This is a genomic window from Acinetobacter lwoffii (assembly GCF_024129685.1).
GTDB lineage: Bacteria > Pseudomonadota > Gammaproteobacteria > Pseudomonadales > Moraxellaceae > Acinetobacter > Acinetobacter lwoffii_X.
Window position 1 is genome coordinate 20,676 of record NZ_JAMXXL010000012.1, and the last position, 16,851, is coordinate 37,526.

General features: G+C 42.4%; 16 protein-coding genes. 6 read left to right on the forward strand and 10 right to left on the reverse strand.

The annotated features are described in order from the left end of the window. Positions 1-11: 11 nt before the first annotated feature. The 5 genes from NI464_RS07680 to NI464_RS07700 form a co-directional block, all read right to left on the reverse strand. A complete protein-coding gene (locus NI464_RS07680) occupies positions 12-482 on the reverse strand; it encodes a F0F1 ATP synthase subunit B (protein WP_004280990.1) in 471 nt (156 codons plus the stop codon). Positions 483-521: 39 nt separating this feature from the next. Beyond that, entirely contained in the window at positions 522-767 is a 246-nt protein-coding gene (gene atpE, locus NI464_RS07685) for a F0F1 ATP synthase subunit C (protein ID WP_000424060.1), read from the reverse strand. 85 nt (positions 768-852) lie between these two features. Continuing rightward, complete coding sequence (gene atpB, locus NI464_RS07690; protein WP_004644859.1) at positions 853-1,728, reverse strand: F0F1 ATP synthase subunit A; 876 nt, start codon at positions 1,726-1,728, stop codon at positions 853-855. 110 nt (positions 1,729-1,838) lie between these two features. After that, on the reverse strand, positions 1,839-2,231 hold the full coding sequence (locus NI464_RS07695) for an ATP synthase subunit I (RefSeq protein ID WP_004280982.1): 393 nt from the start codon (positions 2,229-2,231) through the stop codon (positions 1,839-1,841). 174 nt (positions 2,232-2,405) lie between these two features. Next, the gene (locus NI464_RS07700) at positions 2,406-3,242 is read right to left on the reverse strand and encodes a metal ABC transporter solute-binding protein, Zn/Mn family (protein WP_253138103.1); all 837 of its coding nucleotides are present in this window, start codon (positions 3,240-3,242) and stop codon (positions 2,406-2,408) included. Positions 3,243-3,388: 146 nt separating this feature from the next. Between NI464_RS07700 and NI464_RS07705 the strand changes: the two genes are divergently transcribed. Genes NI464_RS07705 through znuB form a run of 3 tightly spaced genes read left to right on the forward strand, consistent with a single transcriptional unit; the run spans position 3,389 to position 5,454 of the window. Next, complete coding sequence (locus NI464_RS07705) at positions 3,389-3,886, forward strand: transcriptional repressor (protein ID WP_004280980.1); 498 nt, start codon at positions 3,389-3,391, stop codon at positions 3,884-3,886. After that, positions 3,868-4,650 carry a zinc ABC transporter ATP-binding protein ZnuC gene (znuC, locus tag NI464_RS07710; protein ID WP_005105130.1) on the forward strand — a complete coding sequence of 261 codons (783 nt, stop codon included), beginning with the start codon at positions 3,868-3,870 and terminating at the stop codon, positions 4,648-4,650. Before NI464_RS07705 ends, znuC begins: the two co-directional genes overlap by 19 nt. A 3-nt stretch (positions 4,651-4,653) precedes the next feature. Then, positions 4,654-5,454: a zinc ABC transporter permease subunit ZnuB gene (gene znuB / locus NI464_RS07715; RefSeq protein ID WP_005108403.1), complete on the forward strand. Its 801-nt coding sequence runs from the start codon at positions 4,654-4,656 to the stop codon at positions 5,452-5,454. Between the two features lie 74 nt (positions 5,455-5,528). On the opposite strand, the gene NI464_RS07720 is transcribed toward znuB, so the two are convergent. After that, entirely contained in the window at positions 5,529-6,149 is a 621-nt protein-coding gene (locus NI464_RS07720; RefSeq protein WP_004280977.1) for a LysE family transporter, read from the reverse strand. Between the two features lie 160 nt (positions 6,150-6,309). Between NI464_RS07720 and NI464_RS07725 the strand changes: the two genes are divergently transcribed. Further along, on the forward strand, positions 6,310-7,230 hold the full coding sequence (locus NI464_RS07725) for a Dyp-type peroxidase (RefSeq protein ID WP_224217153.1): 921 nt from the start codon (positions 6,310-6,312) through the stop codon (positions 7,228-7,230). Between the two features lie 44 nt (positions 7,231-7,274). Here the strand turns inward: NI464_RS07725 and NI464_RS07730 are convergent, their stop codons facing one another. The 3 genes from NI464_RS07730 to NI464_RS07740 are packed head-to-tail and all read right to left on the reverse strand — an operon-like array spanning position 7,275 to position 12,769. Further along, on the reverse strand, positions 7,275-7,961 hold the full coding sequence (locus NI464_RS07730) for a hypothetical protein (protein WP_005108400.1): 687 nt from the start codon (positions 7,959-7,961) through the stop codon (positions 7,275-7,277). Between the two features lie 12 nt (positions 7,962-7,973). Further along, complete coding sequence (locus tag NI464_RS07735; RefSeq protein ID WP_253138104.1) at positions 7,974-9,914, reverse strand: LysM peptidoglycan-binding domain-containing protein; 1,941 nt, start codon at positions 9,912-9,914, stop codon at positions 7,974-7,976. A 17-nt stretch (positions 9,915-9,931) separates the two neighbouring features. Beyond that, positions 9,932-12,769: a type VI secretion system Vgr family protein gene (locus NI464_RS07740; RefSeq protein WP_253138105.1), complete on the reverse strand. Its 2,838-nt coding sequence runs from the start codon at positions 12,767-12,769 to the stop codon at positions 9,932-9,934. 246 nt (positions 12,770-13,015) lie between these two features. Here NI464_RS07740 and NI464_RS07745 point away from each other — a divergent pair, with 246 nt between their 5' ends. Next, the gene (locus NI464_RS07745) at positions 13,016-14,170 is read left to right on the forward strand and encodes a methionine aminotransferase (protein WP_253138133.1); all 1,155 of its coding nucleotides are present in this window, start codon (positions 13,016-13,018) and stop codon (positions 14,168-14,170) included. Between the two features lie 128 nt (positions 14,171-14,298). Continuing rightward, positions 14,299-15,663 (forward strand): MATE family efflux transporter, encoded by a 1,365-nt coding sequence (locus tag NI464_RS07750; RefSeq protein WP_004732635.1) that lies wholly within the window; start codon positions 14,299-14,301, stop codon positions 15,661-15,663. Between the two features lie 116 nt (positions 15,664-15,779). On the opposite strand, the gene NI464_RS07755 is transcribed toward NI464_RS07750, so the two are convergent. Beyond that, complete coding sequence (locus tag NI464_RS07755) at positions 15,780-16,628, reverse strand: SDR family NAD(P)-dependent oxidoreductase (protein WP_253138106.1); 849 nt, start codon at positions 16,626-16,628, stop codon at positions 15,780-15,782. Between the last annotated feature and the right edge of the window lie 223 nt (positions 16,629-16,851).

Here is a 16,851-nt window from a genome sequence, read left to right on the forward strand (position 1 = left end):
ATCCGCCTCTCTTAAAGTTTAGCAGCCAGCTGAGTCAGCATGGCATTGTGAGCTTCTGCATCAACTTGCTGGCTAAGAATTTTCTCAGCACCAGTTACTGCAAGAGCAGCCACTTGTTGACGCAATTCTTCGCGAGCAGCATTGATTTCAGTATCAACAGCTTCTTTAGCCTGTTGACGAATACGCTCACCTTCAGCCGCAGCTTGGGTACGCGCTTCTTCGATCAATTGTGCACCACGACGGTTCGCTTGTTCGATCAATTGAGCCGCTTGTGCTTTTGCCGCGTCTAACTCAGCTTTCACTTGTGCTTGCGCATCTGCAAGGTCAGCCTTCGCTTTTTCAGCAGCATTTAAGCCATCAGCGATTTTACGCTGACGTTCACTAATCGCATTGATTAGTGGTGGCCATACAAACTTCATGCAGAATGCGACAAAAATCGCAAACGCAATCGCTTGGCCAAACAATGTGAGGTTGATATTCATTGCAAATTCCTCAAATAGTGAATTTCGGAATTAAGCTGATTAACCTACAAATGGATTAGCGAAGATGAAGAACAAGCCAATACCAACACCGATCATAGGCACAGCATCAAGAAGACCCGCGATTAAGAACATACGAGTTTGAAGTTGTGGAGCCAATTCTGGTTGACGAGCTACAGCTTCAAGGAAACGGCCGCCTAGAAGACCAAAACCAATCGCAGTACCTAAAGCACCGAAAGCGATCAAGATAGCAGATGCAATTGCAACTAGACCTAAAGTGAGTTCCATGATAATTCCTCAGAGGTTAGGTTTTATACCAAATTAAGTTAAAAAATTGTGTGCCCAACCATCCGTTGACAGTTAGGCAATACCATTAATGCTTTTCGCTTGCCATACTCATGTACACGATAGTCAACATCATGAAAATGAATGCTTGTAGCGTAATAATCAAAATGTGGAAAATCGCCCAAGGCACAGACAACGCCCACTGGATCCAGAACGGTAATAACGCGATAAGAATGAAGATTAACTCACCCGCATACATGTTACCGAACAGTCGTAGAGCCAATGAAACTGGTCGCGCCAAGAAAGTAGTCAATTCCAACAATAAGTTGAATGGAATTAAAAGCACTTTAGCAACTGGATTACTTGGGTTAAATGGGTTCAGTGCTAACTCACCAACGAAGCCGCCAACACCTTTCTCACGAATACTATAGAAAATAATTAAGAAGAATACAGAAATAGACATACCGAGGGTAATGTTTGGATCTGTAGTCGGAACAATTTTAAAGTAAACCTGATGAGGGTCTACACCCAGCATAGAAGCAATCGCGTGTTGAGCTACATAAGGAATAAAGTCAACAGGGATCAAATCCATCAAGTTCATGAGGAAAATCCACACGAAAATGGTTAATGCTAAGGGTGCAATTAATCGAGACTTCCCGTGGAAGGTATCACGTACACTTGAATCTACAAACTCGATAATCATTTCAATTGCAGACTGGAACTTGGTAGGAACACCAGCATTAGCCGCTTTCGCAACCAACCAGAACAACAAACAGAAAATCAGACCCAGTCCGATAGACCAACCCATTGAATCCAAGTGAATAGCAGTGAACCCCATCTGTTGAGCTTCAGCACCGCTCTCGGCCAATTTCCACGTACCGTCCGGCATTTTGCCATAGGTCATGTTGGTCAAGTGATGCTTGATATACTCGGTCGAAGTAAGGGCATGTTCTTCAGCAGCCATAAATCACACCTGGTCAATGTCAAAAAACTAATAGAACAAACGAATATCGCGTGCTGCTTGATATCTCGCCTGCTCCTGAAAAACTTTTCAATTTCTTGTTGTGCTTATACTCATTTTTGTAGACGTGACGCCCAAAACGGAGCGACCCACGACATGGCTTGAACAAGTATAAAACCACAAAACAACGCCACCGCTGACAACGGTTTAACATTGCTTAAAATTAAAATGAAACCAACAATCACAATGGCAAACTTTCCCATCAAGCCTTTATACATGTTCGAAAGAACTTGTTTAGACGCGCGGGCTCCTGCTGCTCGAAACGATTGCCACGAAAAATAACAAGTCGCGAGCCAACATACCAGTGCACCTAATGCTGCACTCAAGGCTGCGGTTGAGTCTTTCACGACCCAGCCGATCAAGGCTGAAACAGGGATCATACAGGCTTGCAGGAGGACCAAAGCTTTCGCTAATCGTCGGTCAATCAAGCGACTAGTTCGGCTCATTATTTATTCACTCACAGCAATCATGCTTGACAAGTTTAACAGGTGATTATTTTTAATCGCAGGCATTATAGAGTTACACCCCTGAACATGCAATCTTTTCCCGACCTTAGTCGTGTTTTTTTAAATCGGGTCACTGCTGTTAAACTAATCAAAATCTGTCTATTTTTTAAATCATTAGCGTGCATTTAGTACACATTTCTGGGTTTCGGCGGCCAATTGCTGCCAAGCCTGCACAAAGTCCCCTGCCCTGCTCATGCTTTCATCGACATGCTGGAACAGTACCGGATTGAGTTTGCGGTACTGGTTCTCACTGGCATGACCTTCGGCCAGCAGGCACATTTTGCGCTGTGGACGATGATCCTGTAAAAACTTGATTTGTGCCACGGTTGGCGAGACATGCGGATCATCCGTCAATGCCCCCATGAATTTCAAATTGAGTGGGCGTTCCAGATACTGGTAGGCATCGTGATAAGACCAATAAGGTTTGGCTTTGTTGCTTGAACTATAACGCTGAGCCGTCGCAAACATGTTTTGTGCAAAGTCACGGGCATTTTTCCAGTAGCGTTCACGATGCTCCGGCAATTGTTGCGAACGTAACGCCGCAATAAAGAAACCGATCCGCACTGCATTATTCGGATCGAGCCAGACATGCGTGTCTACCGTATTTTTTAAGGCCTCGCCACGCGGATTACGCATCGGCAAGGTGGTCAAAATCCCGGAGTCTAAAAGTGCGATACCTTTATTACTTTCATTCAGCACTTTGGCCAAGGGTGCTTCATGCGCCTGACCCAGCCAGATCACCAGACCTGCATCCTGAATAGTTTTTCGATGCGCCGGAGTCAGACTCACATCATGTCCACTTTGGTTGGCCAGTAATAAAGTCGGCTGTTCCACGCCCTGGGTAATTTTCTTGGCAATCAGATAGATCGGCTGCGTAGACACCACCAGACTTTGTGACCAACTGAGTGTGCTGAACAATGCCAGCAAACTGATTGCAAGGAGACGTAACATGAGTAGAAATCACTTAAAAACGATAAAATCAGGAAGTGTTATAATATAACAAAAATACAAAAATACCTATGCCCAATCGAAACTCAGAACGCTTCATGTTAAGATTTGAAATCTATTAATTTTCAGTTTCGCACTTGAGGTGAACTATGGGTTCCTGTTCGCACGAACACCACAACGCATTGCACGGCGTGCACGACCATCCCAATGTCGCACAACGTCTTGCTGAAGCGGAAAGTCTTTGTGCAGCAAGCGGCGCACGCCTTACACCTTTACGTAAAGAAGTGCTGGAACTCATTCTGAATGCGCATGGCCCGATGGGCGCCTATGATCTGCTGGCACAAATGAAAAATGCCAGTGATCGTCCTGCAGCACCACCAACGGTGTATCGCACTCTGGATTTTTTATTAAGCAAAGGGCTGATTCATCGCCTGACCTCGATCAATGCCTATATCCCCTGTTGCCATCCGCGCGAAGGGCATCAGGCGGCTTTTTTAATCTGTACCGAATGTAAAGCCGTGAAAGAAGCGTCGGCTCAGGGCCTGCTCGATCAGCTTGATGCACTGGCCAGCTCGGACGACTTCACGGCACATCACAGCATTATCGAAATTTCAGGAATTTGTCAGCAGTGCCGCAACAAAGCTTAAGTGCCTCTCCCCTGATTCAGCTCTCCAAGATCTGGGTTAAAATCGATGAGCGCGATATCTTAAAAGCGATTGATTTCTCGTTACAAGAGAAAGAAATTGTCACGCTGATTGGTCCCAATGGTGCTGGTAAATCGACCTTGATTAAAGTCATGCTGGGCATACTGAAACCACAATCGGGTGAAATCAAAACTGCGCGCAAGCTGAAATTTTCTTATGTGCCACAAAAATTCAATCCATCCCATAGCTTGCCGCTACGAGTGAAAGATTTATTGGCACTAGAAAAATGCCCGTCCCAGATTAAAACCGAAATTATTCGCGATACCGGCATTAGTAAACTGCAAGATTCTAAAGTTCAGCAGTTGTCTGGCGGTGAACGTCAGCGGGTGCTACTGGCCCGCGCCTTATTACGCCAGCCGGACATTTTAGTTCTCGATGAACCGATGCAGGGTCTAGACATCCAGTCCGAAGCTGAACTGTATGAATATGTGCGTAACTTACCGGAAAAATATGGGTGTGCCGTACTGATGGTTTCACATGACCTGCAATGGGTGATGCAAGGTACGACTCGTGTGGTCTGCTTGAACAAGCATATCTGCTGTAGTGGGCTGCCGGAAAGCGTGCAGCAACATCCCGAATATCAGGCGATTTTTGGTACTAACCGGGTATTCTATCAGCATCATCATGATCATTGCGCACATGGCGATTCTGCCACACCCTGTCAGCATGATTCGCGTCCTCATATTCACCCCGAGCCGGAAGCTTAAACCATGATGGATTGGTTACAACTCCTTTTACCTGCATGGATCATGGGAACGCTATTGGTATTTCTGACTGCACCGCTGGGCTGTCTCATGCTCTGGCGGCGTATGTCATTCTTTGCCGACACCATGGCACACGGTACTTTACTCGGTGTTGCCATTGCTGGAGCTTTAAGTTTACCGCTGTGGATGGGTGTAACTTTTATTGCCTTATTATTGGTCGGGATTTTGTGGGTACTGCATGATCCGCGCCTGCCCAATGATGCCTTGCTGGCGCTGTGTTCAGCAACACTGCTTTGCTCGGGATTATTATTCATTCAGCATTTACCGAGTTTAAGACCGGAACTTCTCAGCTACCTATTTGGTGATTTACTTACGATTTCTTGGGCGGACTTACCCACCTTTGCCATTGTGATTATTCTGGCCTTAGCCGTCCTCTATAAAAGCTGGCAAGCGCAGATTCAAATCGCAATTGATCCGGACATGGCGGTCAGTGAAGGTGTAAATGCCAAATGGCAACGCCTGATCTTTATGTTGTTATTGGCATTGTTTACCGTGCTTGCCCTGAAAGCAGTCGGTTCACTCTTGATGGGGGCATTACTGGTGATCCCTGCCCTGACTGCACGATTACTTGCACACTCACCCAAACAAATGGTGATCTGGGCATTCGTGATTGCGCAAATTGGGGTGACCGTAGGCCTGTGGTCGAGTGCCGGTCTCAATACTTCGACAGGTTTAACTATTGTACTGACCATGGCGGTGCTATTTGCACTGTTCTTTTGCGTGCAGAAGTTTAAAAAGCTGGCTTAATATTTCTGTTAAATCATGATGATTTTCTAATGATCTATTCCGCCTCTCTCCTTTAAGGAGAGAGCAAAGACTCTTTATTGATGCACCAAACTCAATAAAAATGCAGCGCCGGCAAATAACCCGGCAAAAGTCCGGTTCATGACTTTTTGTTGTTTCGGCGATCTAAGCAGCCTTAAAACTTTAGCAGCCAATCCGGTATAACCCGCCATCACAATCAGATCAATCGTCACCATTGTCGCAGCCATAATCAAATACTGAATCCATTGTGGCTTAGACAAATCCAGAAATTGCGGCAAGACGGCCAGTAAAAATACGATGGCTTTAGGATTAGTGATATTAACCAAGAAACCATGCAGTACCAGTTTCCCTCTCGATTTTCGCGCCAATTCATGTTTAATTTCGATAGATTGTACAGGTGCTTTCCATTGCAAAATAGCCAAATACAATAAATAGCCGACACCAAACCATTTCACCACTAAAAATGCCCATGGGGTTGTCGCAAACAAAACTCCCACGCCTGCCGCAACCACTGCAATCTGTACCAATAATGCCAGTTGCAGGCCCAGCGCATTCCAGTAACCATGCCGAAAACCATAATTCAGTCCACTCGACATGGAAGCAATCGCTCCTGCGCCCGGAGACACACTAATCACCCAGCAGGCCAGCATATAGGCAAACCACATTTGATAGGACATGGATATTTAACTCAGCAAAACTTGCCCAATATTATATGAATTTTCTAATAAAATCAGGCTAAAAACCTGCTTAAATATAAGGCATTGCACTATTCACTCTGTCTAGCTTCAGGCACAATATGTACATTAAAAACAGGATCTATCCTTACAGGAGCCATGAATGACAGCCCAATCGGTAATCTTGCCACTTCCTTCAGATCATGCCCGTTTTATTGTTTTACGTCTTAAAGATTTGAGTATTGAACAATTAAAAGAACAACTCGAACATCTTTTTACTTCGCGTGATCGTCTTATTACGCAACATCCTCAAGCACAAATTAAAACGGCAGTGGCTTTTGGTCCTGAACTGTGGGCAAAACTTTATGATCAAGCTCCTGCAGGCTTTAAACAGCTTGAGCCCATTCATGGTTCATTTGAAATGCCAGTGGTTCCGGCAGATATGATCATTCATATTGCCAGTGCCCGTGCTGATATCTGTTTTGCGCTCAGTCAGGCTTTTTTTGAAGGCATTCAGGATCAGGTTCAGGTGCTGGATGAGCGGGTTTGCTTCCGCTATTTTGATGGTCGTGACATAACTGGCTTTATTGATGGAACTGAAAATCCGCAATTCCCGGATGATCGTGCTGAAGTCGCATTATTAGGTGAAGATTCAGGTATTTTCCAAGATGGTTCATTTATTTTTGCCCAACGTTACGCGCATAACCTGGAAAAATGGAAAAAGCTAAAAGTTGATACTCAGGAACAGGTTATGGGTCGTACCAAGCTTGAATCGATTGAGCTGGATGATGAAGTCAAACCTGAAAATGCGCACGTGTCACGTACTGTAGTGGAAGATGAAGAAGGCGAAGAAATGGAAATCCTACGTCATTCTCTGCCTTATGGTGATGGACGTGGTGACCAGGGTCTATTCTTTATTGCCTACACCAAAGACCTTACGATTATCGATGCTATGTTAGAACGTATGTTTGGTACCTCTGGCGATGGAATTCATGATCGTCTGCTTCATTTCGTAACACCTCTAGATGGTGCCTATTACTTTGCACCGAGTGAGGAGTTGCTGGAAGAGGTTTTGGAAGGGTAAAAGAAAAAAGGATTGCTACATTAATAATGTAGCAATCAAATAAACTATTTTTTAAGTGATTTTTGAGAGTTTATACTTTCACACCCTAATGTAGATGACAAACATTTCAATTCAGAATTTAATATTAATTTATACTTCTCTAATTTACCACTAGACTCTCTAACATCTGCTTCATATAAATATTTTTTTTCTTTTAGAATATAAGAAAAATTATCACCCGCTAATATATTTACATAATCACTCTCTAAATTAGCAGATGAAGAGTCTACTACTGGAGCTTCAACAACTAAATTTGATAATTTGTTATATATAAATAAATTAGAGCTAAATTTTTTATAAGGTCTTTTTACATAATCTATTTCGCTGAATTCTCGTGTTCGAAAAGCCACTATTTTTTCATCTTGATAGAGTATTTTTAAATCAACACTAGACTTCAAAGGTACTGTACTTTTAAATAAATAATATTCTTTTTGATTATTTAAGACCTCAATACCATAAATTTTAAGGACGTAATTCCCACCAGAATATTTTTTATTTTTATTTCCATAATCAATTAAACCTAACTTTAAGTTATTATTTAATTGAGAGAATTCACCAAAATGATCTAAAAATAAAACTGGTTCATTAATCTGTATAGCACTCTGCTGATAATCGTTCCAATCTATATTTTTAGAATGACATGATAATGAAAAAAAACTACCAATTATTACCAGAAATTTAATTATTTTCATATTTCAAAAAGCCTAAATTAATTTTGTTAGAAAAAAAGGAATAGGATCAAATCTTCCTTGTAAACCTTTACCCAACAATGGCGAACTTCTCGTCTCAAAATGCAAATGTCCACCCTTTGATATAGTAGTCATTCCACTCGCATTTCCACTAGACCCTGTTTTACCTAAAACTGTCGTAACATCCACAGCATCTCCCTTTTCAACATTTATAATAGATAAATGAGCATAAAAAAAATAAATAAAATTGCTATTTATAATTTTTTTTAATGCATATTTTTTTTGTTGTATAGGCAGATCATCAATATTTACTTCTAATACAACAATTTTACCATATGGCCCTCCACTATCCTTTGCGACAGCAATAATGCCACTACATACTGCAAAAATATTTGTACCTGAGTCAGCAGCTAGATCTATACCTTGATGATTTCTTGTACCTCCATTTCTAACCTTCCCAAAGGTGGCACTTTTGATATTTGCAAGACCAGCAGTTCTTAACTTATTTACTGATAAAGGATCTACCCATATTTCACTTCCTCCTACAGTTTTATTTTCTTGTACTTCTTTACTTGAGATTGGTGTTGGTGTTGGTGTTGGTGTTGGTGTTGGTGAAGAAGCTTGTCCTAATAAAATTTTTATTGTTTCCTCTAAAGATAAATTCGCCCCGGAAGTTTTTGATTTATCCAGTACATAATCATAAATATTAATATGTGCATCAATATAAGCTCTTAACCATGCTCCATAGGCAGCTTTTGCATCATCATTATATCTTTTCAAATAATCTGAAGCTCTTTGTTTACCTTTACTTCCAAATTGTGCAAATAATAAATTTTTCGCTCTTTCTTGAGAAAAACTATTCTGTATGAATGACCTAGTACCGCCTGCTCCTTCATGATGTAATAGATAAGCAAGTTTCGCGATTGAACTTGGTTCTGTTAATTTTTGATAAGGTAATTTTGACCATTTAAAGTTAACAACTGCATAAGCTGCTGCTGCATCAATAGAGAATTCAGGATTGAATCTCAGACTGAGAAGTTGCTTCTCAGTAAGTTTCTTAATTTTTGAAGCATATTGCCCTATTAAAGTATCTTGATTTTTACAAATTTCAAGCCACGTACCTTTTAAAAATTGTGTTAATCCAGCAGCATTTGTACTTGCATTAAAACTTTCCGGATCCCATTCACCATTACTTTTTTTTGCAGCCTCAGCATGGATTAAAGCTGCGAGGCTATGAGGTGTAAACCCATGACGCCTTGAAGCATCTATAACAAATTTTCTATATTTATTATTTACTGTATTTAGAATAAAGTTCTCTTCTGTAAATTGACTTGCAATTATATGAGTACTATTACCCAAATCAGTCCTTTTTTGATCGTTTCTTGGTTCGGGTAAAATTATAGATGATTGACTAGTATTTTGTTCATCTCCTCCCCTTATAATTGGCTCTGCTAAATTTTTTAATGATTTTTTAATTTCATCAACTTTCTGCTGGACTATACCTGATTTAGGATAGTGAGTACCTGAAACCTTCATTTGCCTTGAAGTCAACCTTAAAACTTTTTTCCCTATAGGTAAACTTTTATAATTAGCTATTAAATCAAAGGTACCTTTAATATTTTTATAATAAACTTTTAGTCCCTTTGAATGATCTAAAATTTCTAAATCATAGATCACACCATCTTTGAAAACTATGTCATTTGACTTACCATCATATTCTAATTTTACAATACCTTTTGGGATTAACTTAAAGGACAAATCTAATAATATAATTCTTAAAACTACTTCAGCATTAATCTTATCTGTTTTACTAATATATATTTTTTGACCTATTTTTATTTTATGAATAGCAGAACTATTTAACTCATTAAGTTCAGCTATTTTTTTTACAGTAATATTAAATTTTCTTGAGATACCCCATAATGTATCTCCTTTTTTTACAATATAATAATTCACAGAGAGTACCTTTATAATTATTTAATGTCTTCTAACTGAATTCCATGCTCTCCCACATCAAATTCATCTTCTATATCAGTTACTTTAGTTTCCAAATCTTCAAAGATACTTGACCATTGATTAAATCCAACTAATGCTTCATAAGCTAATGATTCTTCAAAAATAGATAATTGAGTCTTACCATTCAAATCAGTTTTACTTTCCCACAAGATTTCCTTATTTTTGGGTGTGAACATAGTTACCTGTGCACCTTCAATGCCTTTACCACCTAAACTACTGAATAAAAAATCTACAGCGTAGGGGCCAGCTTTAGGTAACTCAGGAATTTCATAGAAAATTTTAGCCCCTCCTATAAAACTATGCTGCCCTGCCTTACACTCAAATTTCCCACCAGTTGTGACCATTACTCCACCACCATTGATCTTAATTTGAGACCCTCCAGCGGTCAGTACGATCTCCTTCGGACTGGTGATTTCGATCTTGTCTTCAGTCGAAATAAGCTTGATTACCTTGCGGGCAATCGCTTCAATCGCATCATCTTGGGCTTGTAGTTCAATTTTTCCTTGAGCAGCATAGAGACTCGCACCCTCTTGAGCAGCAAATAAACTGATCTTGTCCTGTGCATGAGCAACTAAAGATTTCTGTGTGGATAAATGAATATTATTCCCGGCACTCTGATTGATTTGCTGATCAGCGGATAAATGAATATTTTCATTTGTGCTCAGTGCAATCGTTTGGGGGGCAGTTAATAACATCACGGCCTGTTTAAATGCGGCAGCCTTGGCTTGATCTTCAGCTTCAATCTGATTCAAAAACTGTTTTAAACTATCAAAAAATTCCAATGGATCAGCCTGCTGTTTTTCTGCAATATCACTCAAGGCTTTACTATGATTGAGATTCGATTCAAGCTGTTCTTTGGCTGGGTCAGCCTCTAGGTGATTGCCTGCTGCTGAATCTTGCCGATAAGTGGAGATTAATAAGCCGTTTCCTGCTCGTAGGGCACCCCACTGGTCTGTCCTTAGTTCAAAACCTTCACCTCGACCTTCACTGCTTTCACTTTCTTTGGGGTGACTTAGATTTCCCAGATTGAGCTGACTGGCTGCATGACTACTTTGCAGCTGTACACTGATCTGTTCAGGGGTATCATCAAAACGAAGCTGGTTAAAACCTTCGCCATCGACCTCCTGAGAACGGATACCACTAAGTTTTTTGGTCGCAGGAAGTTCTCCTTTCGCATCAAACATGGTCGGATACCGTTCTGCTTCATGAATCCGTCCCACCACAAAGGGCCGGTCGATATCACCTTCAAAGAAGTCAATCACTACAATTTCGCCAATTCGCGGATGCAACCTGATGCCATAACCCTCACCCGCCCAAGGGGTCAAAACATCCACCCAAGCAGAATCGCTATCATTGTCATTGCTACCTGCGCCGCCATCATGCTGATGATCCTCACTCCGGGTAAACAGAAAACGAACTTTCACCCGCCCCCATGCATCGACATGAATCGTTTCACCTTCAGGTCCGACCACTCGAGCCCGTTGCGGATATGCAGCAGGCCGATGAATGAAGGGGTGGTACTCAGGAACAACCTGGATTTCACGGCGCACCATCTGTAGTTCATTGGCCTGTCGTTCCTCCTGTGTCATCTGCCAGCCGCTCTTCTCAAGCAAACTGTCCAGCTGAGATAAGATATCTTTGGGTAAATTGTTCTGGTTATAAAACCGCTTAGCCAAAATCAGAAATTCACGTTGATGGGCAGGATGCTGATCAATTTCAGGATGCTGTTGCAGTTCAAACCAGTATCCAACCTGAGCATCTCGTACGCTGCTACTGGCTTTAAAATATTTAGACTGCAAAGCATGATAGTCACTGAGCTGCTGATTGAGTCGATCCAGTTGGGCTATACCAGATGCTGTCACCTGATCCTCATGATTTAAGTCGCCGGTCCAAGCCGGACTGATGTTCCACGCATCTTCAAGCTGAAGAGTGGCATTTGCATGGATATCACTTTGCTGATGATTACTGAATAAAGGCTGGCTTTGATCCTGGGCAAGTTGCTGGGCATGCCAACGCTGGGTCTGGGTACTATTCGGATTGAGCTGACGTACCGCAATCAGACTGTTCAGCGTGTCGAGCTGTTCGGTGGCATGACTGCGATGAAACCGGATGGAGCGGCGTTTTAAAGCTGAAAAATATTGGGAATGATCTACCAGTTTTAAAAGCTGAGCTTGAATCTCGCTGGCTGATACAGGCACAGTTAATTGCTTTTCATCAATCAGCCAGTTAATTCCTTCGCTACGCCATAAACGGGTCAGAAAATCATAATCCGATTCATTCGACTGCATCACAAAAGGCCGGACATCATAGTCCCGGCTGAGTCCTGTCAAATCCAGGCTGAGACTGGCAGCGAATAATGCACTTCTGTTTTGCCATTCACTGAACAGGATTTCACTGATCTCGCGCACCGTCTTGTTCATAAAAACCCGACTGTTACGGCGCTTCTGCCAGAGTGCAGTCGGGTCATTTAGCGTCAATTTATACAGGGTCAAAGCTCCATCATCTTGTCCTTGGCTGGCTGCAGTAATAATGCCCGTAGTCCGGAAAAGTTCACCCCGGTCTGTGACCTGATCAATGGCCACCCGACAGCCGATAAACTGTTTCAAGGCAATATGAGCATGAGTGGAAAGACAGATCAGTTCAGCCTGCAGGCCTTGATTGATCTGATGCTGACCCTCAATACGCTGAATCAAAACCTGATGATTTAAAGGAGGATGTGAAAACTGTAAATGTAGCGCACGATGCTGTCGCTTAAGCCCGAGCTGCTCCACCAGCATATGGATAGGTTTTGGCATTTTATAGTTATAATTTTAAGCTTTATTATTGTGCGGCAGATTTTAGGAAAAGTTATCCATTTCGTCCAGTTCACGATGCATTTCACATAATTAGGCCTTTAATTTATGGCCCTTCAATTAAAAATCTTAAATTGCATGTGGTACATCTTAATTAAAAATATTGCTCAATATTCCCTATTTTTCCGATTATCCTATACGGAACTTGCTGCTACACTCATTCAGATCTCATTCTTCAAGGCCAAGGACATGCTGGAACTCCCTTCTAAATTACCCGATTTGGGCGTGACCATTTTTAGTACCATGTCGGCCTTGGCACAAAAACTCGGAGCCTTGAATCTTTCTCAAGGATTTCCAGACTTTGCAGCGCCTCCTGCCTTGATTGAAGCTTTAAACCGGGCCAGCCAGAATGGATTTAACCAGTACGCTCCGGGAGATGGTCTGCCAGTCTTGCGAGGTCTAGTGGCAGATCTCTATCAGCAGCGTGATCAACTGATTATTGATCCTTTCGAGGAAATCACGATTACGCCTGGGGCCACGATTGCGATTTTTTGTGCCATTCAAGCCACGGTGCGCGCCGGTGAAGAAGTGATTATTTTCGACCCGAGCTATGACAGTTATGGACCTGCGGTACAACTGGTCGGGGCAAAGCCAGTGCATATTGCTTTGCAGCATCCTGATTTTTCTGTAGACTGGAATCAGGTCAAAGATGCCATTAATGACCGTACCCGCATGATTGTGGTGAATACGCCGCATAATCCGAGTGGGAGTGTCTGGTCCAAGGCAGACTGGCAGCAACTGATCGAACTGATTCGCGAGCGCAATATTGTGGTGCTGTCCGATGAAGTCTATGAACATCTGGTTTTTGACGGCGTTCAGCACTATTCGGCCTGGTCATTTCCAGAACTTCGCGAGCGTAGCTTCGTGATTGGTTCTTTTGGTAAAACCTTCCATGTCACGGGCTGGAAAACCGGATTTTGTATTGCTGCACCGGCACTGATGAGAATGTTCAGACAGATTTATCAGTTTGCCAGCTTCTGCGGTGTAACACCCGTTCAGGTCGCTTTGGCGGAATATATGCAACTGCATCCTGAGCATATACGCGAACTGTCCCAGTTTTATCAAAATAAACGGGATTTATTTAACTCATCCATTAAAACATCACGCTTTAAGTGGACACCTTCTCAAGGGACTTATTTTCAGAACTTAGATTATTCGGAGATTCGCCCTGAGCTTGATGATCTGTCCATGTGTCATTTTCTGGCAGAACAACATGGGATTGTGGCGATTCCAGTCTCCGCATTCTACCAGCACCCTCCTGCCGATTTACGTCTGCTCAGGTTCTGCTTTGCAAAAAAAGAACAAACTCTGATCCAGGCAGGTCAAATTCTTTCAAAGGTTTAACTCATTTTTTAACTAAAAATCTCATAAAATAAATGCCTTAGTTACTTAAAAGCTAAGGCTTTTTCTTATATTCTGCCGAATAATAGCTGCATCAATAAATAGATGATAATTCAATCACAGGATGTCGCATGGCACAGCACTCACTGATTCATCAACAGAATTTATGGAAAGCCTTTCTGGTATTTCTGTTGCCATTAATTGCGACCAATATCCTGCAAAGTCTCTCCGGCACGATCAATACGGTTTTTGTGGGACAAATGCTTGGGGTCAATGCAATTGCTGCTGTTGCCGTTTTTTTTCCGATCCTGTTTTGTCTGATGGCTTTTGTGATTGGTTTGTCCGCCGGTTCTACCGTATTGATTGGCCAGGCTTGGGGTGGAAAAAATATAGAAAAAGTCCGCTGTGTGGTTGGTTCAACTTTATTTATGACCTTGATTGGCGGCAGCTTAATTGCGCTTCTCGGGGTAATTTTTGCTGAGAATATTCTCTTGGCACTCGGCACAGATCCAGATGTGATGCATTTGTCCTTGCCCTATGTACAATGGATGCTGGCGGGTAGTCCCTTAATTTTTATCTATATTATTTATACTTCCATCTTGCGTGGCGTTGGGGATAGTACCACGCCCCTGTTTGCTTCCGCACTTACCATTGGGGTCGGTTTGGTGGTGACACCGGTCCTGATTGCCGGTTATTTTGGCTTTCCTAAAATGGGCATTATCTCACCGGCGATTGCCACCATTCTGGGAAATCTGGCGGTTCTGTTGTTTTTAATCCTGTATTTGAACTATAGGCAACATCCGCTCAAGCTGGACTGGGCCTTATTAAAAAATATTCGTCATCAACCACAGTTGAGCAGAATGATCTTGAAACTGGGGGTTCCTACTGGTGTGCAAATGGTCACGACTTCAGTTGCCGGATTGGTAATTGTCGGACTGGTCAACCGCTATGGCGCAGAAGCAACAGCGGCCTATGGTGCAGTCAATCAGGTCTTAAATTATATTCAATTTCCGGCTTTGTCGATTGCAATTGCCGCATCTGTATTTGGTGCGCAAGCGATTGGCGCAGGTAAATCGGATCTGCTCAATAAAGTGACCCGGACTGCGCTGAGTATGAATATCCTGTTTACCGGCGGTTTGGTGATTCTGGCCTACCTGTTCTCCAAATATCTGATGGCGCTGTTTATTACCGATCCTAAGGTTATAGTACTGGGACAACAACTGCTGTTTATTGTGCTGTGGTCGATTCTGTTCTTTGGTGCCAGTGCCATTTTTGCTTCGATCATGCGTTCAAGTGGAACGGTGACCATGCCAATGTTGATTAATATTTTTGCCATTCTCTGTATTGAAGTTCCCGCCGCTTATCTGTTTAGCCGGTGGTGGGGTCTGGAAGGTATCTGGTATGCCTACGCGTTGGCCTTTGTCAGCCTGTGTATTTTGCAGGGACTGTATTACCAGTTGGTCTGGAAGAAAAAAACGGTTGAAGCGTTGATTTAGATGCAGGTTTTTTTACGTGCCTAAAGCATTACAGGATTTAACACTCTCATTTGCAAAAAATTAGACCCTATTACAGCGATAAAAAACCCGCTTTCGCGGGTCTGTTCTGCAATTTTTTAAGCAGATTTTTTCTTCTTTTTGCCAAACTGGGTCGCCAGTGCAGTGACATGCTGATAACCAGTTGGTAAGATCCGCTGAATCAGGTCAATCGCTTTAGCATCATTACCGATCAGCAGACGGCGCTTGTCTTTTTGTACCGCCTCCAGAATTTGTCGTGCAGCTTCTGCAGGTGGACAACGCAATAATTTATTAAAATTACGGGCAGATTTTTCCGGATTCATCCCTAAAGTTAGCAAACTGTTATTCATTTTTGCCGCATTGGCAATATTGGTACGGATACCGCCAGGATGTACACACAGTGCACTCACCCCACAATTTTCCAGATCCAGTTCCTGACGCAGGGATTCAGTAAAACCACGTACCGCAAACTTGGTCGCATTATAAGCAGACTGGGTCGGCTGCGCCGTTAAACCAAACAGGCTGGAAATATTGATGACATGCCCATCGCCGGTTTTCTTGATCAGTGGCAGAAATTCTTTGGTTCCGTAAACTACGCCCCAGAAATTGATTCTGACAATCCATTCTAGTTCTTCATAAGACGCCCCTTCAACGGTTGAACCCAGCGCAACGCCAGCGTTGTTAAAGATCATATTGACACTGCCATGATCCTGTTCAACCTGTGCCGCCCAGTTACGTACCTGTTCCAATTCAGCTACGTTTACTTTCTGAATGGTGACACGAACATCACTCTCTTTAAGCAATTCGAGCGTTTGCGCCAGACCCTGTTCATTGATATCACTCAGCGCCAGATGACAACCCTGCTGGGCCAGCAATACCGCCAGTTGCTGGCCAATCCCTGAACCGGCACCAGTAATTGCAGCGACTTTATTGTTAAAATTTTTCATTCAATTTCCTTATGTAAAGAACTGCCATTCCATGACAGCAGGATCTTGTTCTGTTGTTTCAGGAGCTAGCACAGACCCTCAATATAGTTTTGACAATATAGATTGTCAATAATTATCCCATGTCCTTAGAGGCCAAATTCCAGGGCAGCATTTCCATATAGGTCTAAGCATGATTTATTGCTAAGATATTCAAAATCTTCATGCAGATGAGCACACAGGCCTT